This is a genomic window from Arthrobacter sp. ISL-85, assembly GCF_018613675.1.
In the GTDB taxonomy this organism is placed as follows: domain Bacteria; phylum Actinomycetota; class Actinomycetes; order Actinomycetales; family Micrococcaceae; genus Arthrobacter.
Genome location: NZ_JAGGPQ010000006.1, coordinates 34469 through 56105, shown reverse-complemented (window position 1 = coordinate 56105; position 21637 = coordinate 34469). Strand labels below are relative to the sequence as shown.

At 64.5% G+C, this 21637-nt stretch carries 19 protein-coding genes; 11 read left to right on the top strand and 8 right to left on the bottom strand.

Going from position 1 to position 21637, the window contains the following annotated elements:
- Window positions 1–104 precede the first annotated feature (104 nt).
- Window positions 105–1760 (bottom strand): FAD-dependent monooxygenase, encoded by a 1656-nt coding sequence (locus tag J7I84_RS05180; RefSeq protein WP_214941532.1) that lies wholly within the window; start codon window positions 1758–1760, stop codon window positions 105–107.
- A 230-nt stretch (window positions 1761–1990) separates the two neighbouring features.
- Between J7I84_RS05180 and J7I84_RS05175 the strand changes: the two genes are divergently transcribed.
- The 7 genes from J7I84_RS05175 to J7I84_RS05145 all read left to right on the top strand — a co-directional run bounded on the left by J7I84_RS05175 (window position 1991) and on the right by J7I84_RS05145 (window position 9851).
- Window positions 1991–2941, top strand: coding sequence for a LysR family transcriptional regulator (locus J7I84_RS05175; protein ID WP_214941530.1), 951 nt, complete (start codon window positions 1991–1993; stop codon window positions 2939–2941).
- A 182-nt stretch (window positions 2942–3123) separates the two neighbouring features.
- The gene (locus J7I84_RS05170; protein WP_214941528.1) at window positions 3124–4539 is read left to right on the top strand and encodes an MFS transporter; all 1416 of its coding nucleotides are present in this window, start codon (window positions 3124–3126) and stop codon (window positions 4537–4539) included.
- 48 nt (window positions 4540–4587) lie between these two features.
- Complete coding sequence (locus J7I84_RS05165) at window positions 4588–5448, top strand: fumarylacetoacetate hydrolase family protein (protein ID WP_214941526.1); 861 nt, start codon at window positions 4588–4590, stop codon at window positions 5446–5448.
- Entirely contained in the window at window positions 5445–6743 is a 1299-nt protein-coding gene (locus J7I84_RS05160) for a DUF3500 domain-containing protein (RefSeq protein ID WP_214941524.1), read from the top strand. Before J7I84_RS05165 ends, J7I84_RS05160 begins: the two co-directional genes overlap by 4 nt.
- Window positions 6740–7984: a CaiB/BaiF CoA-transferase family protein gene (locus J7I84_RS05155; RefSeq protein WP_214941522.1), complete on the top strand. Its 1245-nt coding sequence runs from the start codon at window positions 6740–6742 to the stop codon at window positions 7982–7984. The genes J7I84_RS05160 and J7I84_RS05155 overlap by 4 nt, the downstream gene beginning before the upstream one ends.
- Window positions 7985–7989: 5 nt before the next feature.
- A complete protein-coding gene (locus J7I84_RS05150) occupies window positions 7990–8775 on the top strand; it encodes an enoyl-CoA hydratase/isomerase family protein (protein WP_214941520.1) in 786 nt (261 codons plus the stop codon).
- 548 nt (window positions 8776–9323) lie between these two features.
- Window positions 9324–9851: a YbhB/YbcL family Raf kinase inhibitor-like protein gene (locus J7I84_RS05145; RefSeq protein ID WP_214941519.1), complete on the top strand. Its 528-nt coding sequence runs from the start codon at window positions 9324–9326 to the stop codon at window positions 9849–9851.
- Between the two features lie 92 nt (window positions 9852–9943).
- Here J7I84_RS05145 and J7I84_RS05140 read toward each other — a convergent pair whose 3' ends face one another.
- Window positions 9944–10993: an LLM class flavin-dependent oxidoreductase gene (locus tag J7I84_RS05140; protein ID WP_214941516.1), complete on the bottom strand. Its 1050-nt coding sequence runs from the start codon at window positions 10991–10993 to the stop codon at window positions 9944–9946.
- Between the two features lie 144 nt (window positions 10994–11137).
- On the opposite strand from J7I84_RS05140, the gene J7I84_RS05135 reads away from it, so the two are divergent.
- The 4 genes from J7I84_RS05135 (at window position 11138) to J7I84_RS05120 (ending at window position 15152) form a co-directional block, all read left to right on the top strand.
- Window positions 11138–12082, top strand: coding sequence for an alpha/beta fold hydrolase (locus tag J7I84_RS05135; RefSeq protein WP_214941513.1), 945 nt, complete (start codon window positions 11138–11140; stop codon window positions 12080–12082).
- A 180-nt stretch (window positions 12083–12262) separates the two neighbouring features.
- The gene (locus J7I84_RS05130) at window positions 12263–13321 is read left to right on the top strand and encodes a LacI family DNA-binding transcriptional regulator (RefSeq protein ID WP_311381069.1); all 1059 of its coding nucleotides are present in this window, start codon (window positions 12263–12265) and stop codon (window positions 13319–13321) included.
- A 112-nt stretch (window positions 13322–13433) separates the two neighbouring features.
- On the top strand, window positions 13434–14198 hold the full coding sequence (locus J7I84_RS05125) for an SDR family oxidoreductase (protein WP_214941508.1): 765 nt from the start codon (window positions 13434–13436) through the stop codon (window positions 14196–14198).
- Between the two features lie 21 nt (window positions 14199–14219).
- Complete coding sequence (locus J7I84_RS05120; RefSeq protein WP_214941506.1) at window positions 14220–15152, top strand: 3-keto-5-aminohexanoate cleavage protein; 933 nt, start codon at window positions 14220–14222, stop codon at window positions 15150–15152.
- A 92-nt stretch (window positions 15153–15244) separates the two neighbouring features.
- Here J7I84_RS05120 and J7I84_RS05115 read toward each other — a convergent pair whose 3' ends face one another.
- From J7I84_RS05115 to J7I84_RS05090, 6 genes are all read right to left on the bottom strand, one after another.
- The gene (locus J7I84_RS05115) at window positions 15245–15763 is read right to left on the bottom strand and encodes a gluconokinase (protein ID WP_214941504.1); all 519 of its coding nucleotides are present in this window, start codon (window positions 15761–15763) and stop codon (window positions 15245–15247) included.
- Complete coding sequence (locus tag J7I84_RS05110) at window positions 15763–16074, bottom strand: putative quinol monooxygenase (protein ID WP_214941502.1); 312 nt, start codon at window positions 16072–16074, stop codon at window positions 15763–15765. Before J7I84_RS05110 ends, J7I84_RS05115 begins: the two co-directional genes overlap by 1 nt.
- Window positions 16071–16988: an NAD(P)-dependent oxidoreductase gene (locus J7I84_RS05105; protein ID WP_214941500.1), complete on the bottom strand. Its 918-nt coding sequence runs from the start codon at window positions 16986–16988 to the stop codon at window positions 16071–16073. Before J7I84_RS05105 ends, J7I84_RS05110 begins: the two co-directional genes overlap by 4 nt.
- Window positions 16989–16991: 3 nt before the next feature.
- Window positions 16992–18911, bottom strand: a complete 1920-nt coding sequence (locus J7I84_RS05100; protein ID WP_214941498.1) for a TRAP transporter large permease subunit — start codon at window positions 18909–18911, stop codon at window positions 16992–16994.
- A gap of 95 nt (window positions 18912–19006) precedes the next feature.
- The gene (locus J7I84_RS05095) at window positions 19007–20038 is read right to left on the bottom strand and encodes a DctP family TRAP transporter solute-binding subunit (RefSeq protein ID WP_214941495.1); all 1032 of its coding nucleotides are present in this window, start codon (window positions 20036–20038) and stop codon (window positions 19007–19009) included.
- A gap of 92 nt (window positions 20039–20130) precedes the next feature.
- The gene (locus J7I84_RS05090; RefSeq protein WP_214941492.1) at window positions 20131–21483 is read right to left on the bottom strand and encodes a Gfo/Idh/MocA family oxidoreductase; all 1353 of its coding nucleotides are present in this window, start codon (window positions 21481–21483) and stop codon (window positions 20131–20133) included.
- Window positions 21484–21637 lie beyond the last annotated feature (154 nt).

The following is a 21637-nucleotide window of genomic DNA, read 5'->3' as shown; positions in this document are numbered from 1 at the left end:
TTCCATCAGGTATTGGTTCGCCGCGGAGGTGTTTTGAGGCCAGGTGGCGGTGTAACAGGTGGGGTGCCGGCTGAGCGCCTTGGTGGCCGGCACCCCACCCGGCTTTAGTTGGCTGCTGCCGGTTCGGTGGCGTGCTGCAGCACACGGCCTGTCACCGTGGCCCAGACCTCTGGGGAGGGAAGGGCGTTGCCGCGCCAGGCGACGTGCTGGTCGGGGCGGATGATCGCAAAGCGTGCCTCGTACCGGGTTTCGAGCTCGTGTGAGGGTTCGCGCAGGACGGTCACGGGGATGTTCTGCTGCTGCGCGGCCTGGATAAAGGCGTCGATGGTGCCGGTGTCGTCCTGGCCGAAGTCGGCGACGGTGAACCATTGCCCGAACTTGTCGTAAATGGAGGTGCCGTCGGCCAGCCAGGCGTGCGGGGCTAGGGACCCGGGCACGGCGGAGGGGACGTAGGCGTTGGGGGTCCATTCGGGCGCGGTAGTGCCGTCGGAGACGATCAGGGGCGAGCCGGCGTAGGTGTAGCCGAGCTGGGTGCCGATGTGGCGGAACTGCGGTGCCTTTTCCTTCAGGATTACTGCGCTGAGGGCGGTGCGGACGGCATCGCCTTCGGGGCCGGGATCGGCGATGCCGGGAACCACGAGGTCGACCGCTGATTTGGAGAAGCTGCGGGTGGCCTGTTCCAGGACCCCTACGCCGATGGGGCGGCGTTCGGCGGTGAAGGTATCCAGCAGGGCCTCGGGTGCCCAGCCGTGGATGACGGCGGCGAGTTTCCAGCCGATGTCGGCTGCGTCGGACAGGCCGATGTTCATGCCGTGCGCGCCGTAGGTGGAGTGCTGGCGGGCGGCGTCACCGACGACAAAGGCGCGGCCGCGGCGGTAGCTGTCGGCGATGCGGGCGTGGATGACCCAGGGGTCCAGGCCGATGATGCGGAACGGTACGTCCGCGCCGATGGCGATCTTTACCGCGCGCTCGGCCTGTTCCAGGGTGAATGCGTTCACGTCTTGGAGCTTGTGCAGGCTGAGGATGAACTCCCCTTCCGGGGAGGTGGTCTGGACGAATCCAGGGAATTCGTCGTTGAGGCACCAGTACTGCATGGCCGGTTCCAGGTTCAGGGCCTTGTAGAGGTCTTTGGACTCGAAGAGGACCTGCACGTTCTGGGAGATCGCGGTCTTGCCGATCATTTCGAACCCGAAGGCGCGGCGGACGATGCTGCGGCCGCCGTCACCACCGACGATGTAGGAGCCGGTCAACCGGCGCTCCTCGCCGTCGCGGGAGCGGACCAGGACGTGCACGCTGTCCTCATCCTGGCTGACTTCGATGGCGTCGTAGCCGTAGAGCTTCTCGACGTGGGGCAGGCCCGCGAGACGTTCGCGGATGCCGAATTCGACGTCGGACTGGCGGATCTGGATGGCCGGTTCCGGGTACAGATCGGTGTCCGTGGGTGTGGTGAAGAAGGCGTCCTCGAAGGCGGCGATCCGGTAACCTGCGAGGCTGGTTCGGAACTGGACCTGGGTGGGCCAGTCGGGCCCGAAGGCCGAGTGTTCCCGGACCGTGTCGGCCACGCCCCAGCGGCGGAAGTGTTCCGTGCTGCGGAGGTTAACGATCCGGGCCCGCGGGTGGACGCGTTCGGCCAGGTCGATAACGGGGTCGATGATGGTGACCGGAATATGGCGAAGGCCCAGTTCGACGGCGACGCTCAGGCCAACAGGGCCGGCTCCGATAACAATGACCCGGCCAGCGGTTTGCGTGGCGTTTTCCATGAAAGTACCTCTCTGTACTGATAACCCGGGAGTGGGACCCCGACGGGCACTTCGATCTGGCAGAAGAATTAGGTGACACAACGGGAGAAGAGATTCCCCGTCACCCCGGCAGCCGGGGTTGTGTTTCTTCCTTGTGACCCCCATCTCACCATTGCGTCAAGGCATAAGTCCAAGAGATTATTTTCATAGTCGACTATTCATCTCACTAATAACGGAGGATGTGTTCCGGGATGCAGAAGCGAAATTTGGGCAACGTGGACCTGAATCTGCTCGTGCCGCTGCAGTCGTTGTTGCGGCACCGGAACGTCAGCCGTGCCGCGGAATCACTGGGCATCACCCAGCCGGCGATGAGCAACAGCCTGCGCAGGCTGCGGAGCCTGCTGGATGATCCACTGTTGGTGCGCATCGGCAACAAGTACGAGCTCACCGCGCGCGCCACAGACCTGCAGGCACGCGTGGACGAGCTGCTGAACGCCCTGGCAAGCCAGATCCTGGAACAACCCACGTTCCAGCCCGCCGACTCAAACAGGCGCTTTGTCGTGGGAGCCTCGTCGTCAACCGCGATCACAGCCCTTCGCCCCATCATCAAAACCCTGGAATCGGTCGCGCCCGGGATCTCCTTCAAGGCCCTGGACCTCCCCCGCGATGCCGGCTCCATCCTCAGCGGCCAGGAGGTCGACCTGATCCTTGTTCCGGAACACCTTCCGGTGGAGCATCCCCGGGAGCGGCTCTACCAGGAGGAGTGGGTCATCATCGCAGCGACCGAGAACCCCATGGCCAGGATGCCCCTGACCCGGACTGCGCTCTCCAGCGCACCCTTTGCCGTCTATGAGCAGGATGGGCTGCGCGTTCATGCGATGCAGCTCCTGGCGGCCGAAGGCATCCACGTCCAGCCCCGCTTCATCTGCGACAACTTCCTGACCATGATGCACACCGTGGAGGACAGTGAACTCCTGGCAGTCATCCAGGGCAGTATCGCCCGCCGGTACGCGCGCAGCAGCAACCTCGTCATCCTCGACAGCCCCGTCCCCTTCCGGCCCTTCGGCATCGACATGGTCTGGAACCCCCGGAAACTTGATGATCCAGCTGTCTCCTGGCTGCGGGAGCAGTTCCGCGCCTATCACCAGGGCGCCCTCGCAGCAGCATCCGGGAGCTACCCAAGCTATCAACTCCCTGAATAGCTTTCTATAACTAATATCTCTTTGATTTATGGACCCAGGGCTGGTGTGATGGAACTCACCAGCACCTAAAGGGCGCCAGCAGCGGAGGCATAACCGCTGCCGCGACCGGTCACCTCAGTCGGCCCACACGTGCCGGCCCTGTGAACACCAACCCATGATGTCTTGCATCGAAGGAGATCAAGATGAAAAACCTACAGAACACAGACCCCACGGACGCGTCCTTTGACGCGCCGGGTTCAACCTCCATGGTCGCGGCACGCATTGACCGCATCCCGACCGGCCGCTTCCACGTCAAGATCGCATCGATCCTGGGCACCGGCACGTTCTTTGACGGCTTCGACGCCATCAGCCTCGCCGTCGTCCTGTCGGTTGTCGTCGCGACCTTCAAGATCAGCTTCGCAGAAGCCGGCCTGATCATCAGCGCCGGCTACATTGGACAGTTCATCGGCGCGATCCTCATCGGCTTCCTCGCCGACCGGTTCGGCCGGAAAAAGACCTTCATCGGCGCCATGGTCATCTTCGCGCTGCTCTCGGTCGCCTGCGCTTTCGCCTGGTCCTCCACCAGCCTGCTGGTCTTCCGCCTGATCCAGGGCCTTGGCCTCGGCGCTGAGGTCCCCATCGCAGGCACCCTGATCAATGAATACCTGGGCCGCAAAAGCCGAGGCCGCGTCGGTGTGCTGTACCAGTCCGCGTTCTCCTGGGGCCTGTTCTTCGCGCCGCTGGTTGCGCTGGCCCTGACTTCATCCGTCAGCCCCGACCTTGCCTGGCGCCTGCTCCTGGGCATCGGTGTGCTGCCGCTCTTCGTGGCGATCTGGGCCTGGTTCGCGCTGCCCGAGTCCGCCCGCTGGCTCGCCGAACGCGGCCGCCACCAGGAAGCCGACGCCCACGTGCAGAAGATGGAAGCCGAAGCGGCCTCCCGCGGGAAGGTACTTGACCAGCCAACCCCGCTTCCCGCCGCCGCCCACAAGGCCTTCAAGGCCTCGGAACTGTTCAGCGGACAGTACGGCCGCCGCACCATCATGCTGGCCTTCCTCTGGTTCGCCGCGTACTTCGTGATCTACGGCTACTCCGTCTGGCTGCCCAGCCTGTACGTCAAGGTCGGACACCTGCCCCCCGCCAACTCGCTGCTCCTGACCGTGCTGATCGGCATCGTCGTCATCGTCGTCATCAGCGCCAGCGCCTGGCTGGTCGAAAAGATCGGCCGCAAACCCTCCCTGCTCATCGGCTTCGCCATCGCCACCGTCGCAGGCGCGTACGGCTGGGTCATGACCACCATGGTCGGCGACACCTCCTGGCAGGTCCTCTTCACCACCGGCTGCCTCATCGCCCTGGGCATCAGCATCCCCGCCGCCGTCCTCTACATGTACACCGCCGAGCTCTACCCCACCCGCATGCGCGGCTTCGCCAGCTCCTCAGCCAGCAGCCTCGCCCGGCTCGCCAGCGTCCTGTCCCCGTTCCTCATCGGCCCGCTGCTGGACAGCGGCGGGGTCGGGACCATCTTCGTCCTCCTCGGCGGCTTCGCCCTGCTCGGCGCAGTGGTCATCGCCATAGCTGGCGTCGAGACCCGGAACCGTTCCCTGGAAGACATTTCCGCCTAACTGGAAGAAATTTCCGCCCAATACCGGCGGCACGAAAGGCACCACATCATGAAACTGATCGGCGTACGCACCCCCGGCACCGATGACACCCTGATCGCACTCAGCGAAGGGGACGACAAAGCCAGGGTCCTGGCAACCCTGCAGGACTTCTGGGCTGATCCGGCCCGTTGGCTCGCGGTCGAACCGATCGACGGGCAGCTGCTCAACACCAAGGATCTCCAGATGGTCCCCCCGGTCCTTCCGGATGCCAGGGTTATCTGCATCGGTCTGAACTACCGCGCCCACGCGGCCGAGGGAAGCTACAAGGACCAGGAACTGCCCCCGCACCCGACACTGTTCGCGCGCTGGACCCAGTCCCTGACCGTGGCCGGGGTCCCCGCCCCGGTGCCTGCCAACGAAGACGGCCTGGACTGGGAGGGCGAGATCGCGGCCTACATTGGCCGGCCGCTGGTCGATGTTGACGCCGAAACGGCACGACAGGCGGTGCTCGGCTACTCCACGTTCAACGACCTCACCTCCCGGATCGCGCAGAAGCTGACCTCCCAGTGGATCCTGGGCAAGAACGGCGACAACAGCGGCCCGCTCGGCCCGCTCGTCACCGCCGATGAGGTCGGAGACCTCCGTGACGGGCTGCGCGTGCAGACCAGGGTCAACGGAACCACCGTCCAGGACGGCAACACCAAAAACATGATTTACGACCTCGGCGAAACCCTGTCCCTGATCTCACAAACCTTCACCCTCCGGCCCGGCGACATCATCTGCACCGGAACCCCCGAAGGCGTCGGATACGCCCGCAACCCCCAGTGGCTGCTGCAGCCCGGCGATGTCGTCGAAGTCGAAGTCGACAAGCTCGGCGTCCTGACCACCCCGATTGTCGCCAACGACTACCGGCTCGAGGCCAGGAAATGAGCGAACCCGCCGAATACCGGGAGTACCTCTACCCGCCTGGTGACCCCCGCATCGAAGAACTCAAAGGACTGGACGCCTACGGATACCGGGAAGCGGCGAAAAAGGACGCCTTCACCGGTGGACTGATCCGCGGCTGGGAACCCCTGTACTTCGAGCCCTTCCGCGGCGTGACCAGCGACGGGAACATTATCGGCGAGCTCTACAAGCTCGGCCCGGCCCGGCCCGGGGAAGAAGCCCCTGTTCCGGCGATGGTGGCAGCGGCAATAAATCTGTTGAATTACTTGTCCGCAGATGCCCGGGAACAGGTTTGCTACCCGGTCGATTCACCGCACTGGCAGACCTGGGCCAACCCTGAGTTCATGCAGCACGACACCGGGCTCCGCCTCGAATTTCAGGACCAGGAGACCCGCGAACTCGTACTGGGCATCGTCAAGGCCTCCTTGAGCGAACCCGGTTACGACCTGGCCCGGACACTCATGCGGATCAATGGCTTCCTCGGCGACATCGTGGGGCTGCCGTCGCTGATGAACGACTTCAGCTACAACTTCGCGCTCTACGGTCAGCCCTCCCCCACCCAGCCCTGGGGGTGGCAGCTCTTCGGCCACCACCTGGCCCTGAACTGCTTCGTCACCGGAACCCAAATGGTCATCACGCCGATCTTCTTCGGCGCCGAACCCAACACCATCGACGAAGGCCCCTTCGCCGGGACCACCGTCTTCAAAGGACGGATCGAACCAGCCCGCCGGCTCATGCAAAACCTCGCCCCGGAACTGCGCGCCAAGGCACAGATCTACGCCGAGCTGGTGGACCCGGCAATGCCCGAGGGACGCGTGCACCCCGGCGATGAACGCCACCTCGCAGGCGCCTTCCAGGACAACAGGGTCATCCCTTACGAAGGCATCCGCGTCACCGACATGAACCCGGCCTCCCAGGCCCTGGTGCAGGACATCATCGCGGACTTCACCGACTACCTCCCCGCCGGTCCGGCCGCGGCCCGCCGCCGGGAAATCACCCACCATTTCCAGGACACCTGGTTCTCCTGGATCGGAGGCTACGGCGATGAGGACCCCTTCTACTACCGCGTCCAAAGCCCGGTGCTGGTCCTGGAACTCGACCACCACTGCGGCGTGTTCCTCAGCAACACCCAACCGAAGAAGTTCCACATCCATACCCTCATGCGCACCCCCAACGGCAACGACTACGGACGCGAACTGCTCCGCCAGTCCCAGACGGCCCACGGGAGCGCAACAGCAACCGCATCAGGCGGCGACAAAGAATTGGCGACACAGGCATGACCATCACCCACACCCCCTCTACCGACGCCGCGACCGCTCCCACCCCGAGCGCTGAAGGACCCCTAAAGGGACTCGTCGTTCTCGATCTCAGCCGGATCCTTTCCGGCCCGTTCGCGACGATGACCCTGGCGGACCTCGGCGCGGACGTCATCAAAATCGAACAACCCGGACTCGGCGACGACACCCGGCACTGGGGCCCGCCGTTCCAGGGAACCGAAGCGGCCTACTTCCTCTCGGTCAACCGCAACAAGAAGAGCCTCGCCGTCGACCTAAAAAACCCCGACGGCCTCCAGGCGGTCAAGCGCCTCGCCGCGACCGCGGACATCGTGGTCGAGAACTTCCGCCCCGGGACCGCTGCCCGCCTCGGCCTGGGGTACGAGGAACTGTCCGAAGACAACCCGGGCCTGATCTACGCCTCGATCAGCGGCTACGGCCAAACAGGGTCCGAGTCCCAGCGCGCCGGGTATGACGCGATCGCCCAGGCCCGCAGCGGCATCATGAGCGTCACCGGTGAACCCGACGGCCCACCCGTCCGGGTCGGCAACAGCGGCTCGGACCTGATCGCCGGAAGCTGGGCCGTGATCGGCGTACTCGCCGCACTCCAGGAACGCAACAGGACAGGGCACGGCCAATGGGTGGATATCAGCCTCCTCGATGGGTCCGTCTCCTGGCTGACCTACCTGGCCAACGGATACCTCGCCAGCGGTGAAATCCCCCAACGATACGGATCAGCGCACCCCACCATCGCCCCGTACCAAGCCTTCACCACCGCCGACGGCTTCGTCATGCTCGCCGTCGGCAACGACGCACTCTGGCGCAAATTCACGGCAACCGTAGGACGAAAGGACCTCACCGATGACCCCCGGTTCGCCACCAACCCGCTAAGGGTCACGAACCGGGCAGAACTCATCCCGATCGTCCAGGACATACTCCTTCAGTACACGACCGTGGAATGGACAGGACGATTCGACGCTGCCGGGATCCCGGCCGGTCCCATCCAAACCGTCGATCAGGCGCTCGAGGACCCGCAGGTCATCGCCCGCGGGATGATCACCGACCTGGAACACCCAACGGCAGGGCCCCTAAAAGTCATCGGCTGCCCGATCAAACTGAACCGCACGCCGGCAGCCGTCCGGACAGCTCCCCCACTGCTCGGCCAGCACACCCTCGAGGTGCTCCAGAACGCCGGATACGACGAGGATGCCATCAAGGACATGCAGCTCTCGGGAGCGATCCAATGACACCCGTGACCGAGGTAGAAAACACCCCAACAGCCACCTCAGATTCCGTGGACCTTCGCATTCAGGACCGCATCGCCACGATCACGATCGGAACCGGGCTGCGGTTCAACGCCCTCGGACTCATCGACTGGCAGGCCCTCGAAAGAACATGCGTAGGGCTGGCAGCCGACGAAACCCTCGTCGGCGTCGTCTTCCGCGGCCGCGGCGGCATCTTCTGCGCCGGCTCCGATCTGAGGGAATGGGACAACTCCAGCGCTCAGGACGTGGACGGCACGTTCGCCCAGATGGAAAGGACCCTGCAGGCAATCGAGCGGCTGCCCGTGCCCACCATCGCGGTCATTGAAACCATCGCCGCAGGCGCCGGCTGTCAGCTCGCCCTCGCCTGCGATGTGCAGCTCGCCGAAGAATCCGCGAAGGTCGGGATGCCCGTCTCCCGCCTCGGAATCCTCGTCCCACCCGCCTTCGCGTCCCGACTGGCCGAACGGGTCGGTCCATCGCGGGCAAAGGATCTCCTTTTCAGCGACCGTATGCTGCCCTCCCTGCGGGCGGCGGCCATCGGACTCGTCAGCACAGTGGTTCCCGACGAAGACCTGGACAAGACCCTCGAGGAGACCCTGACGGGGTGGAACACTGTCGCGGCGTCCTCACTCAGGACCGCCAAGGCAGCCGTGAACAGCGCCCTGAAACAAGTGACCGGGCCATCACGGCAGACAGCAGTCGCGTTGCGGGCCACCGACCGCGTGGAATTCCCTAAACGTATTGCGGCATTCCTGGCCCGGCACAAACGGTAGCTGGCCCACTCCCCATAGACCGTAGGCAGTAGTACCCGCCTACCCAAAATGCGGCGGGGCGGCCATGGCGGTCACAAGGACCGCCGACAATCGCAACGACAACCGCTCCGCCGCTCCTGTCTCCTCCACTCTGCGACAAGGCCAATGCCGTATAGCGATCCTGAAATGCCAATCCGAAGCACACCCAAACCTGACGTCAGGCAGCAAGTATAGGAGCGCCAGAATAGGGCACGAACAGCTTTTCTGCACACTCGGATGGAGGGGTCTTAGATTCCAACCGGACGGTCATGCTGCCGAACACTCTTACTTTGGACAACTATGCCGCGGACCGCGAAACGCTCATCGAGCTCTGCATAAGCACCCCGGTCCGGGGGTCCACTGAAGACGGCGCTTCATCCAGAATCGCAAGAGGCCGCTGTGCGAGGAAAACGCGCCATCGTCAGCAGCTGCTTCTCAGAGACCGCCGCCTAGACACCAAAGGAGCCCGTCAACCCACCCTTTAGGGAATACTTGGAGGGTCCACCTAGTAACGAGGAGAACAACGCGCAATGACATCCCGTGACCCTTATGAGGAACTTCCCCAGCTTCCGGAATTCCAGGTAACCAGCGCCGACATCGAGGACGGTCACACCCTTTCCCCGGCACAGCGCAGCGGAAAGATGGGCATTGAAGGCGGCCAGGACCGGTCCCCGCAGCTGTCGTGGTCAGGCTTTCCTGCGGAGACCAAAAGCTTCGCGGTCACCGTCCTGGACCCCGATGCCCCCACCGGGAGCGGTTTCTGGCACTGGGCTGTCTTCAACCTGCCGGCGTCGACCACCTCCCTGCCTTCCGGAGCAGCGGAAACCGGTCTGCCCGAGGGTGCTGTGCAGTTGGCGAACGACGCAGGCTTACCCGGCTTCGTGGGCGCAGCGCCGCCCTCCGGCCACGGCGTGCACCACTACCACGTGGTAGTACACGCGCTGGATGTGGAGAAGCTCGACATCCCCGCTGAAGCCAGCCCCGCCTACCTGGGGTTCAACATCTTTTCGCACGGCATCGGCCGCGCACGGCTGGTCGGTACTTTCGAGCAGCCCTGACCCAATTGCGCGCGATACAGGTGCACGTCCGGTTGCCACGGGACGTGCACCTGCGGCGTTTCAGGTGGTAATGGAACTGAGGAGTTCCGCCTCTACGATGCCAGATGATCGCTTCCTGGAGTCCAACCGAGCGCCGGTCCCAGCTTGCCCGCGATGTCCGTCAGGATCTGGACATAGTCCTCGTGGTCGAAGCTGAAGGGCAGGGCGAAGGCCACCTCATCGACTTCCTGGAACCCTGCGTGCGCGTAGAGCTGCTCAGCGATCTCATCACTGGTGCCGATTAGGTCAGCCGCGAACATCATGCCCCGCGGCCCCTGTGGAGCAGCAGTACGGGGAGTACGTTCGTCAACATACCGCTGGTACTTTTCACGCTGGACCGGCGATGCCGAATCAGTCGGGATCACCACCAGGCCCTGCGACACCCGCGCCTCGCCATGTCCCGCGGCTGCAGCCACCTCTCGGAATGCCCGGATCTGCGACTGCTGGACCACGGCGAAGTCCGGCTCTTGGTCCTTATCCGGGAAGATCACGCTGCTGGAGAGCAGGTTGAACCCGTTCGAACCGGCCCAGACGGCCGACTTCGTGCTGCCGGCCCCGTACCAAAGCCGGTCACGCAGCCCGGGAGAGCGCGGCTCCACACGGTTGGAGAATTCCTCCACGACGCCTTGCTTGCCCGAAAACTCCCGCACCGGTTCCCCGGCAACCAACCGCGCAAACCGCTCCACGCGGGCGTAGCTGAAGACCTCCAAATCAGCCGTGTCCGGGTACAGCTCATGCTTCACCGTGTCGTACTGCATCGGCTCGCCCACGCTCACCCCGGGATTAATGCGCCCGCCGGCGAGCAGGTCAACGGTGGCCAGATCCTCGGCCAGGCGCAGCGGGTTCTCCCACCCCAGCGGTGTCACGGCAGTGCCCAGCTCAATCCGGGACGTCCGCTGGCTCGCCGCCGCCATCACGGCCACCGGCGAAGAGATCCCGAACTGCAGGTGCCGGTGGCGCAGCCAGGCACTGTCGAACCCCAGCCGCTCCCCCAGCCCAATGATCTCCAGCGTGGATTCATGCCCCGCGGCCGGGTTGGACGGATCAAATAAACCAATGGTCAGGAACCCCAGCTTGCGCAGGGGACGTGTGGGATGCGGCATCGGTTTCCTTCCAAGGCGGACTACGTGGCTGGTTTCAGACTAGGCGGCGGGTCCTCACATGAACCAACAATTCATTGACGCACCCCTCGGCACTGTGGATAGGCTCGCCACAAGCCAGCGACGGCGCCGGCACGGGAGGAAGATATGTCACTGCAGGAAATCGAGTTCACGTCCGCCAACGGCCGCGACACCATCCAGGCGTGGGTCTACGAACCCATCGGGCAACCCAAGGCCATCGTGCAGCTGATCCACGGGCTCGGCGAACACTCCCGCCGCTACCTCCACCTCATCTCCACCTTGGTGGACGCTGGCTTCATCGTCGTGGCGGGCGACCACTCCGGCCACGGGCGCACGGCGATGCAGCAGGGCACCTGGGGCGACGCCGGCGAGGACGCCGCCAGCGTGGTGGTCGCGGACGAAGTCACCCTCCAGGCCAAGGCCAAAGAGGCGCTCCCCCCACTTCCGTACGTGGTGTTCGGCCACAGTTGGGGCTCCATGATCGCCCGCGGCATGGCCGTGGACCCGCGGACGGAGCTTTCGGGGTTGATCCTCTGTGGCATCGCCGCCCAAATGCGCGGCATCGAGAAGATGATCGACCGTCCCGAACTGGCGCGGCTTGCCTCCGGCGAATCCGCTGCGGACCCAGCGCCCCAGGAACTGGTGGCCCAACTGTTCGACGGCTTCCTGGGCCGCTTCAGCGATGGCGCCGGCCCCACGGCCTGGGTGGCGCTGGACGCAGACGTGGTTGCCGACCACGGGAGGGACCCTTTCAACAACTTCGGCGCACCGCTCAGCGCGCGGTTCCTGCAGGGCTTCGTGGACCTCTATGACCAGGTCACCTCCGACGACTGGTACAAACAGCTCCCCGCGGACCTCCCCGTCCTGATCCTCGCCGGCGACCAGGACCCCGTGACCAACTACGGCGAAGGCGCCTACCACGTGGCCAACCGCCTGGCTGATTCGGGCCACGCGGACGTCCGCACCCGCGTCTTCCCCGGCGTCCGGCACGAGGTGCACAATGAACCCACCACCCGCGCCGAGACGGAACGCGAAACGGTCGAGTTCATCCAGCGGGTAGCCGGCATCTGACGGTCCCCAAGCGGCTACAGCAGAAGGTACGACGGCGGCGCTAACCGCGCCGCCGTCGTCGTACCTCCCAGCAGAAGTACCCCTGCAGCACTTAACGTTGCTTAACGCTGCCGGGCGCTCCTACTGTAATTGACGTCACAAGGACACCGTGGATGCACGTCAATGGAGAGGGGGCAGGCGGTGAGCGGCCATAAAGTCAGCAGAACGTCGAGTCCCCGTCCCGCAACCGTTTCGGCCGCGGCTGTCGCCCGTGCAGCCGGAGTCTCCCCCGCCACGGTGTCCTACGCGTTGAACGGCAAGGGTGGTGTGTCGGTCGAAACCCGGCGCCGCGTCATCGGCGTGGCGAATGAACTGGGGTTCAGGCCCCGTAAGTCATCGTCATCCTCCGACCCGGTGCGGACCCGCGTCGTCGGGCTCATCCTGCCCAACATCATCAACCCCATGTATCCCCGGTGGGCGCAGGGCATCATTTCCGCTGCCGCCGAGTCCGGCTACGAAGTGTTTGTGGCAACCACGCAGGACGATGCGGCGACACTTGCACAGGTCACCGCCACCCTCGCGAACCGCAACGTGGACGGCGTCATCCTGGCCGCCGCCCTGCGGGAGGACGCCACGGCCCTGCGCACGCTGCGGACCGCCCGGATCCCTTATGTCTGCCTGTCCCGAAGGGCGGACTTCCTGCAAGGCGACTTCGTCGGCATTGATGACGATGCCGCGGCAACCCTGCTGATGGACCACATGCTGGGCCATGGTTACAGGGACATCGCCACGGTGGTTGGACCCCGCTTCTCCACCGCGTCCCTCACCCGCGAACAGGCCTTTGTCCGTGCTGCGGCCGCTGCCGGCGTCACCATCAGCGGCGAGTGGAAGATCAGCACGCGGGTCAATAACGAAGGTGGCCGGCTGGCAGCCGAACGGCTGTTTTCCCAGGACAAGGCGCCCCGCGCCGTGGTCTGCGGCAGCGACGAGCTCGCCATCGGCGTCATGGAATACGCGCTTGCCCAGGGCCTCCGTATCCCCGAGGACGTGGCGGTTGCGGGGGGCGACGGGCTGGCCCACAGCCGTTCCGGCTTGATCAACCTGACGAGCATTGTCCAGCCGCAGCAGGAGATGGCCAAGGAGGCGTTCGCGATGCTGCTCCACAGGATCGAAGCCCCGTCCAACACCTACAGCTCTTTGATCTGTCCGCACCGCATCCACATAGGGAGGACCTGCGGGTGTAACGCGCCGCCCGCCTAACCGCCCGCCCACTTCACCAGCCCGGTCATCGGCATGCATTGCCGGCGCCGTGATCCCGCACGCCCAAAACGCCCCTGCCCGTCCGGACGGGCCCGATACACAAGGAAACACCATGGATTTCAGTTCAAAACGCGTCCTGGTCACCGCCGGCGCAAACGGCATCGGCCTGGCTATCGCCACCAAATTCCAGGCCCACGGGGCCAACGTCTTCGTAACGGACATCGACCCCGACGCCGTCGAAAAAGCACGTGCCGAGGGCTTCCAGGCAGCCGTCAGCGACGTATCGGACGAATCGCAGGTCCAGGACCTCATGGCCAGGATCCAGGAGGAATTCGGCGGGCTCGATGTCCTGGTCAACAACGCAGGCATCGCCGGGCCGACGGGCCCCATCCAGTCCCTTGACAGCACTGCCTGGAAGGAGACGTTCGACGTCAACATCCACGGACAGTTCTACTGCATCAAGCATGCCCTGCCGCTCCTGCGCTCTGCACCGGGGGCATCAATCATCAACCTCTCGTCGGCGGCCGGGCGCCTCGGCATGGCCGGGCGGAGCGCGTACTCGGCTTCCAAGTGGGCGGTGATCGGGTTGACGAAAACCCTCGCCATTGAGCTCGGGGCGGAGGGAATCCGGGTCAACGCCATCTGCCCGGGCGCCGTCAACGGTCCGCGCATCGATGCTGTCATCGCCGCAAAGGCGGACATGCTGGGCGAACCCGTGGACACCGTCTCCGCCCTGTACCGCGACCAGTCGTCGCTGGGCCGGCTGATTGAAGCCGAAGACATCGCCAACATGGCCCTCTTCGCCGCCAGCGACATGGCACGCAACGTCAACGGCCAGGCCCTGGCCGTCGACGGATACACCGAAAAACTCTACTAAGACCCCGAAAGGAAACGTCCCGTGGCAGCAACACGTAAGGTCATCATCACCAGCGCCGTTACCGGCGCCATCCACACCCCCTCCATGTCCGAACACCTGCCCGTCACACCCCAGGAAATCGCCGATGCCGCCATCGGCGCAGCTGAAGCAGGAGCCGCCATCGTGCACATGCACGCCCGCGATCCGCGCGACGGGCGCCCATCGCAGAATCCCGAACATTTCGAGCCCATCCTGGACAAGCTCAAGCGGAACACCGACGCGGTCATCAACATCACCACCGGCGGATCACCGCACATGACGGTTGAAGAACGCATGCAACCGGCGGCCTTGTTCAAGCCCGAGCTCGCCTCGCTGAACATGGGGTCCATGAACTTCGGGCTGTACCCAATGCTGGACAGGTTCAAGGACTTCACCCACGACTGGGAACGCGAAGGGCTGGTGAAGAGCCGTGACCTGGTTTTCAAGAACACGTTCCAGGACATCGAGACCATCCTGGAGATCGGCAATGCCAACGGGACACGCTTCGAGTTCGAGTGCTACGACATTTCCCATTTGAACAACCTGGCGCACTTCCACTCCCGCGGCCTGGCCAAGGGACCGCTTTTCGTCCAGTCCGTCTTCGGCCTGCTCGGCGGCATCGGCGCACACCCCGAGGACCTGATGCACATGCGGCGCACCGCAGACCGGCTCCTGGGCGACGACTACCAGTGGTCCATTCTTGGTGCCGGCAAGAACCAAATGCCGCTTGCCACCATCGGCGCAGCCATGGGCTCCCACGTCCGGGTAGGGCTGGAGGACTCCTTGTGGATCGGTCCCGGTCAGCTCGCACGCTCAAACGCCGAGCAGGTCACCCGCATCCGCACCATTCTCGAAGCGCTCAACTTTGAGATTGCAACGCCCGACGAAGCCCGCCAGATGCTGGGCCTCAAGGGCAAAGACAACGTGGGATTCTGACGGCTGCCCCCGCACCGTCAGCTGCGGGCTGACCCTCCCGGACGATCCAGCCACAGCAGAAGCAGCCCCCGCGGAACGTTCGACGACGGCAATCAGCTCGCCGCCGTCGTCGCCCCTTCCAGCTCCAACAATCTCCGGATCTGCTCCACGGTCGTGTCGATGCCTCCCGTTGACTCGATCATCAGCCCGGATTCGTCGTCCTGCAGCTCCTCCAGGGTTTCCAGCTGCGAGGTGAGCAGGGAGGCCGGCATGAAGTGTCCGGGGCGTTGGGTGAGCCGGTGCTGCAGTGCCGGCCGGTCGGCCTGCAGCAGGATGAACGTGGTGTCCGGCGCCGCCGTGCGGATGGCGTCCCGGTAGCTTCGCTTCAAGGCTGAGCAGGCAACAATGGTTCCGCCGTGCGAGCCGGCGGACAACTTGGTACCAACGAGCTGGAGCCACGGCCATCGGTCGTCGTCCGTGAGGGGAACGCCTGACGCCATTTTCCTGACGTTTGCTTCGGGGTGCAGGGTGTCGCCATCGATGAAGCCAGCCCCGAGCTGGGCTGCGAGCGCCTGGCCCACGGAGGATTTTCCGGCACCAGAGACCCCCATGACCACGATGCGCTGGGGCATTACAGGGCGCCCTGCTGGGGAGTGCCGGCCGGGATGGGAACCAAGCGGGTGACCTCAGCGGGCTCGGCGAGGAGTCCTTCCAGTGAGGCGTTGAGCCGCTTGACGGCGTCTCCGTCGCCATGCGCGTCGAGCAGCTCGGCGCTCTCCCACTTCTCGATCATTACGATCTGGCCGTTGGGCGCGTCGTGGATGGCGTACAGGAGGCATCCGGGCTCTTTGTGGACCTCGGCGATGGCGGGCTCGAGGGCTGCGACAACCTGGCCGCGGGCGCCGTCTTCGGGCGTGAATACTGCTGTGACGACGATGGTCATGACGGTTCCTTTACTCGATTGCTGATGATGTTCAGGTAGATCCCTGTGTGGTCAAGGTCCCCGAGACCCTTGGTGACCAGTGTTTGGAATTCCGTTTTAAGGGTGGTGGCGAGGGGCAGTGGGAGTCCGGTGTCCGCCGCCGCCTCCGTGACGAAACGCAGGTCCTTGAGCTGGTTCTTGGCAGAACCGCCACCGTGGAAGTCCCCGGTGACCCAGCGGCCGCCTTTCTGTTGAAGGACTTCCGAGTTGGCCAGTCCGCCCTTGAGGATTGCCTGGACCTTTGCCAGGTCAAGTCCGGACGCCTTCGCGAGCGCCATCGATTCCGACAGTGCCGTGACCGTTGCCGCCACCACGATCTGGTTGCAGGCCTTCACAATGGACCCGGCCCCGGCCTCCCCGAACCAAATGACGGTGGAGCCGTAGAGCTCGAAAAGCGGGGTCAGCCACTGGACCACGCTCTGGGGCCCGCCCGCCATGATGCTCAGCCGGCCCTGCTCCGCCCCGATGGTCCCGCCACTGAGCGGAGCATCGATGACTACGACGCCGTAACGGGACTTGCAGTGGGCGGCGAAAGCGGTGACCGCCGTGGGTGACACGGTGCCGTGGATAACCAGGACAGGTTCGACCACCCCTGCCCGCGACCACCCCGCGACCAGGCCGTCATCGCCGTCGAGCAGTGCTTCGACCTGGGGCAGGTCCGGCAGGACGGTGAGGACAACATCCGCCGCGGAATCGGCTGGCTGCGGGGCTACCGTCCCCCCTTCGATGGCTTCGGCCTTTTGGACGGTGCGGTTCCACAGGGTCAGCGGCACCCCGGCATCGATGAGGTTCCGCGCGATGGGGGCTCCCATGGGGCCGGTTCCCAGCAGCGAGACGGAGACACCGGGCCCGAGGGGAGATGAAAATTTCGCCATGGGTTAGAAGGGGATCAGGCCGGCGAGGGCGGGCAGGAAGGTGCTGAACCAGGGCACGGCGGCGAGAACGAGGAGGCCGATGAACACCGCCGCCAGATACGGCCAGAAGTGTTTGAGGCTGTTTTCCACGGTTTCGCGGGCCGTGGCGCAGGCGACGTAGAAGCCGACCCCCGCCGGCGGGGCGAAGGAGCCGATGCCCATGGAGATGATGAGGACCATGGCGTACTGAACAGGGTTGACGCCGAAGTCGGTGGCGATCGGCAGCAACAGCGGGGCGAAGATCAGCACCGCGGGCAAGCCCTCGAGCAGCTGGCCCATGATGACCAGCAGCAGCACGGTGAAAAGCATGAACAGGATGGGTGAATCGCCCAGCCCGGACATCAGGTCATGGATCTGCTGCGAGACGCCCGCCAGGGCAAGGGTCTGGGCCAGGGGCGACGCCGCGGCGATGATGAACAGCACCATGCCCGCCGTCGTCGTCGTTTCCCGCAGGGTGTCGCCGAGCAGCCGCCTGCTGCCGCGCCGATACGCTGCCGCGAGCACGAAGGCGTAGGCGACGGCAACCGAAGAAACTTCGGTGGGGGTGGCGAATCCGCTGAGGATCCCCACCACCATTCCCACAGGCAGCAGCAGCGTCGGCAGGGCGAAGAAGGTGGCGGAACCCCGGGCCCGCCACGTGGCCTTGGCGCTTGGCACCCCTCCCTGCCTGCGTGCCCGCAGGAACACCAGGGCCATGACCACCAGGGCAAGGAACGCTGCCGGCAGGAAGCCCGCCAGGAAGAGGGTGGTGGTTGAGATGGTGGTGATGGAGCCGAGGATGAGCAGGACGATGCTGGGCGGGATGGTTTCGCCCATGATGGCCGACGCCGACAGCACCGCCACCACCTCGCCCCGCGGGTATTTGCGCTCTTCGAGCATGCCGCGCATGGTGGTGCCGACTGCTGCGACGTCGGCGACCTTGGAGCCGGAGATGCCGGAGAAGATGTACATGGTGACCACCACGACCTGCAGCAACCCGCCGCGAAGGTGGCCGATCAAGGCATCAACGAGCTTGGCCAACGGCAGGGTAAGGCCTGCAGAGTTCATGACCGTGCCGGCAAGGATGAAGAAGGGAATGGCCAGAAGGACGAAGCCCTTGGCTCCGGATGCCATGCCGATCGGGATGGCGCTCACGTCGGAAATGCCGCCAACGTAAAGGTAGATTCCGGAGGCGAGGGCCAGGACAAAGGCAATGGGCAGTCCCAGGAACAGCAGGGCAAAAAGGGCCACGAGGACCACCACGAGCAGGACGTTCGGGGAGGCGTAGTAGAACAGGGGCGGGGAGACCAGGACGACGGCGACCAGGGCTGCCGCTATTCCGGCACCGACGACGGCGGGACGCCAGGGCTGGCGCCGCAGTTTGACCAGGGCGAACCAGGCGATGAGGACCATGCCCACGGAGAAGGGCATGTTGACCCAGAAGACGGGCAGTTGCAGGATGGGAGTTTTTTCTTCAAGCTGCTGGACGAGGGTGGGCACGAACAGGGCAAGCGCGCCGGCGCTCATGACAAAGACGAGCCAGTCCACAAGTGCTGCGAGGTAGGGCTTCCAGGTTGCGGGCAGGCGCATGATGAGCGCCTGGACGGACATGTGCGCGCCCTTCGGGTAGGCAATGGCACCGCCGATGAAAGCGATGGTCAGCAGGGCAATCTCGGACACCTCCTGCGTCCAGAGCACCGAATCACCGGTGATGACACGGACGGTGATGTTCAGGAGGATCACCACGAGCTCCGCGAGAATCGCCGCTCCCACAATCCATTCGAGCGCCTTGTCGAGCCATGCTGCGCCGCTCCAGCGGTCCGGCACGTGGTCGTAATGAAGGATTTCCTCCGCTTCGAGGGGAAGGGCTTCCCCGTAGTCCTGGGGAGCAACGGTGGGTTTCATGGTTTTCCAGACTGTCGACATTGAGAGCGGGATTTCGGTGGGGAGTGGAGTGTTGGTACGGGTGGGAGCCGCCGGAGGGCTCCCACCCGTACTGGCTACTTCTTGCCAGCGAAGGCGATGGCCTGATCGAAGAATTCCTTGCCGATCAGCTTGGAGAACTCCGGGTAAAGGCTTTCGGAGGCGGCCTTGAACTCGGCGAGTCCGGATGCGCTGAGCTCATTGGCCTTCATGCCTTTGGCAGTCAGTTCATCCAGTTGCTTCTTGGACTGTTCGTCGTCATAGCCGGTTTTGAAGGTTGCCGTCTCCTCGGAAGCAGCGTTGAGCGCCTTCTTCTGGTCATCCGTCAGCGAATCCCACTTCTTCGATGACAGGGCCAGCACCCAGGCGTCGTTGATGTGGTTGGTCATTGAGACGTACTTCTGCACCTCGGAGAACTTATTCGTCCAAGGAACCTCAATCGGGTTTTCCTGGCCGTCGATGGTTCCGGTCTGCAGGCCGGTGAAGACTTCCGAGAAGGCCATGGTGGTGGGGCTCGCGCCCAGCTTTCCGAAGAAGTCGGTCCAGAGCGTGTTGCCCGGCACCCGGATCTTCAGCCCTTTCAGGTCGGACGGCTGTTCAATCGGGTGCACGGAGTTGGTGATCTCGCGGCCGGTCCGGGTCAGGAAGGAGAGCGCCACCGTGTCCTTTGCGGCCAGTTTGTCCTTGAGGACCTTCCCGGGTTCGCCGGCGAGGAACTTTGCCTCTTCCTTTGTGTCCGCGAAGAGGTAGGGGATGCTGATGCCGTTCATCTCGGGCACCACTGAGGCGTAGACGGAGGTGGACAGGATGAGCCCGTCGAGCGATCCGCCTTGAAGCCGGGTGACGGCCGCATTCTGGTCTCCGCTGAAGCTCGTGCCGTTGGGCACCACGGTGACCTGCACGGAACCGTTGGAGGCCTTCTTGACCTGGTCCGCGAAGTGCTGGGCGGTCACGCCGACGGAGGAGGTCAGCGGATCGGGGATGGAGAGCTGGATCTTGGCCACCGGGCCGGTCTGGCCGGCCTGGGTTCCGCCTGCACAGCCGGACAGCAGGGCGGCGGCCAGGCTGGTTGCCAGTACCCCGGTGATGGCGCGGGTGTTGAGGTTCATTCGATGCCTTTCTTCATTGGAAGGATGCGGTGCTGCGGCAGACAGGGCGGAGCCGCCCGTTGCCGCGGGTTTGGCTTGAAGCCAGGGGACACTTAGGAGACGGTGACCGGGGTGTTGATGAGCGCTTCGGTTTCCCGGCGGAGTTCCAGCGCCTGGGACAGGGAGTCATCAATGATGACATCCTCCCAACCAACGGTGGCCCCCTTGGGCACATCATTACGCAGCTCTACATGGTGGGCCAGCGCGACGGGAAGAGCGCCGGTGGCAACCGAGTGCTTGGCGGAGACCAGCTTGCCCCAGACCGTGAAGCCGCCTTCGCCGTCAAGGAATTCGCCGGCCTTGAGGTCTTTCTTGGCGGTGGCGACCACATCGCCATAGAAGCCGACCGGGCCGCCGGTGGGGATGCCGCGAAGGACTGCGTTGGCGATGGACATGTTCAGTTCGAGGCCGACGTAGTGGTAGGGGCGGTACAGGGCTGCGTACTGCCCGGTGGGGTCCGGGTGCCAGGGGTATTCGTTGAAGCAGCCCGAGACGTAGTCGTTGGTTGCCTTGACGACGACGAAGACGCCTTCCTGGGTGTTGTGGCTGATCCAGCTGCCGTCGCGGTTGACGCTGGACATGACGTCTACGCTTCCTTCGTGGGCCAGCGAACCACCAATGGCGGCAGGGCGGCAGATGGTCGCGATTTCTTCAACGTTGCCGGGTGTGAAGCTGAGGCCGGAATCGGAAGGAGCCAGCCCTGCGCCGTTGGCTACCGCTGCCATCTCAATGGCCGCCTTGGTCCCGTCACGGAATGAGGTGTGCATGTAGGGGTTGAGTTGGCCGGAGTCCGTCAGTTCCTTGGAAAACTCCCAGTTGTCCCAGACGTTGTCCGGGTTCATCTCGTGGTAGTGCTCCAGGTACTTTGCGCCCTTGCCGGCGCAGACGACGTCAAAGCCGCTGGTGCGGGCCCAGTCGACGAGTTCCATGATGAGGGCCGGCTGGTCCCCGTAGGCCATGGAGTAGACCACGCCCGCTTCTTCTGCGCGCTTGGCCAAGGCGGGGCCGGCGAGGGCATCAGCTTCGACCGTGACCATGATGATGTGCTTTTTGGTTTCAATCGCCTTCAAAGCGTGCTTGATGCCGACGATCGGGTTACCGGTGGCTTCGACAATGACGTCGATGTCGGCGTCGAACAATTCGTCGGCGTTGGCGATGATGGCCGTGGAGCGGTTCCTCAAGGCTGTGGCGATATCGGGGGCTACCTGGGCGGCCGGCCATTCGACAAGTTCGAAGGCCCCTTCGGCCCGCTTGACGTTGATGTCTGCAATGGCAACCACATGAATGCCGGGAATGTTGTTGGCCTGGGCCAGGTACATGGTCCCGTAGCGGCCGGCGCCGATCAGCCCAACGCGGATGGGACGGGACTGCTGCTCGCGCTCGCTGAGGAGTTTATGAAGGTTCACGGGAATCTCTCTTAGGGATGCTTGGCCAAAGAAAGCGCCTCCGGCTCGCCGGATGGCATGACTTCTTTGTCGTGTTTGGTAAGGAAAACTGTCCGGAGTGGAACCGGTTCCACTTTTGTACCAGCCGCTGATAAGCTGTGTCAACGATCACCAT

What these genes read in the sequence shown, in the direction of transcription:
- J7I84_RS05180 (WP_214941532.1), bottom strand. Translation starts at nt 1,760, where the DNA reads ATGGAAAACGCCACGCAAACCGCTGGCCGGGTCATTGTTATCGGAGCC.
- J7I84_RS05175 (WP_214941530.1), top strand. Translation starts at nt 1,991, where the DNA reads ATGCAGAAGCGAAATTTGGGCAACGTGGACCTGAATCTGCTCGTGCCG.
- J7I84_RS05170 (WP_214941528.1), top strand. Translation starts at nt 3,124, where the DNA reads ATGAAAAACCTACAGAACACAGACCCCACGGACGCGTCCTTTGACGCG.
- J7I84_RS05165 (WP_214941526.1), top strand. Translation starts at nt 4,588, where the DNA reads ATGAAACTGATCGGCGTACGCACCCCCGGCACCGATGACACCCTGATC.
- J7I84_RS05160 (WP_214941524.1), top strand. Translation starts at nt 5,445, where the DNA reads ATGAGCGAACCCGCCGAATACCGGGAGTACCTCTACCCGCCTGGTGAC.
- J7I84_RS05155 (WP_214941522.1), top strand. Translation starts at nt 6,740, where the DNA reads ATGACCATCACCCACACCCCCTCTACCGACGCCGCGACCGCTCCCACC.
- J7I84_RS05145 (WP_214941519.1), top strand. Translation starts at nt 9,324, where the DNA reads ATGACATCCCGTGACCCTTATGAGGAACTTCCCCAGCTTCCGGAATTC.
- J7I84_RS05140 (WP_214941516.1), bottom strand. Translation starts at nt 10,993, where the DNA reads ATGCCGCATCCCACACGTCCCCTGCGCAAGCTGGGGTTCCTGACCATT.
- J7I84_RS05135 (WP_214941513.1), top strand. Translation starts at nt 11,138, where the DNA reads ATGTCACTGCAGGAAATCGAGTTCACGTCCGCCAACGGCCGCGACACC.
- J7I84_RS05125 (WP_214941508.1), top strand. Translation starts at nt 13,434, where the DNA reads ATGGATTTCAGTTCAAAACGCGTCCTGGTCACCGCCGGCGCAAACGGC.
- J7I84_RS05115 (WP_214941504.1), bottom strand. Translation starts at nt 15,763, where the DNA reads ATGCCCCAGCGCATCGTGGTCATGGGGGTCTCTGGTGCCGGAAAATCC.
- J7I84_RS05110 (WP_214941502.1), bottom strand. Translation starts at nt 16,074, where the DNA reads ATGACCATCGTCGTCACAGCAGTATTCACGCCCGAAGACGGCGCCCGC.
- J7I84_RS05105 (WP_214941500.1), bottom strand. Translation starts at nt 16,988, where the DNA reads ATGGCGAAATTTTCATCTCCCCTCGGGCCCGGTGTCTCCGTCTCGCTG.
- J7I84_RS05100 (WP_214941498.1), bottom strand. Translation starts at nt 18,911, where the DNA reads ATGAAACCCACCGTTGCTCCCCAGGACTACGGGGAAGCCCTTCCCCTC.
- J7I84_RS05095 (WP_214941495.1), bottom strand. Translation starts at nt 20,038, where the DNA reads ATGAACCTCAACACCCGCGCCATCACCGGGGTACTGGCAACCAGCCTG.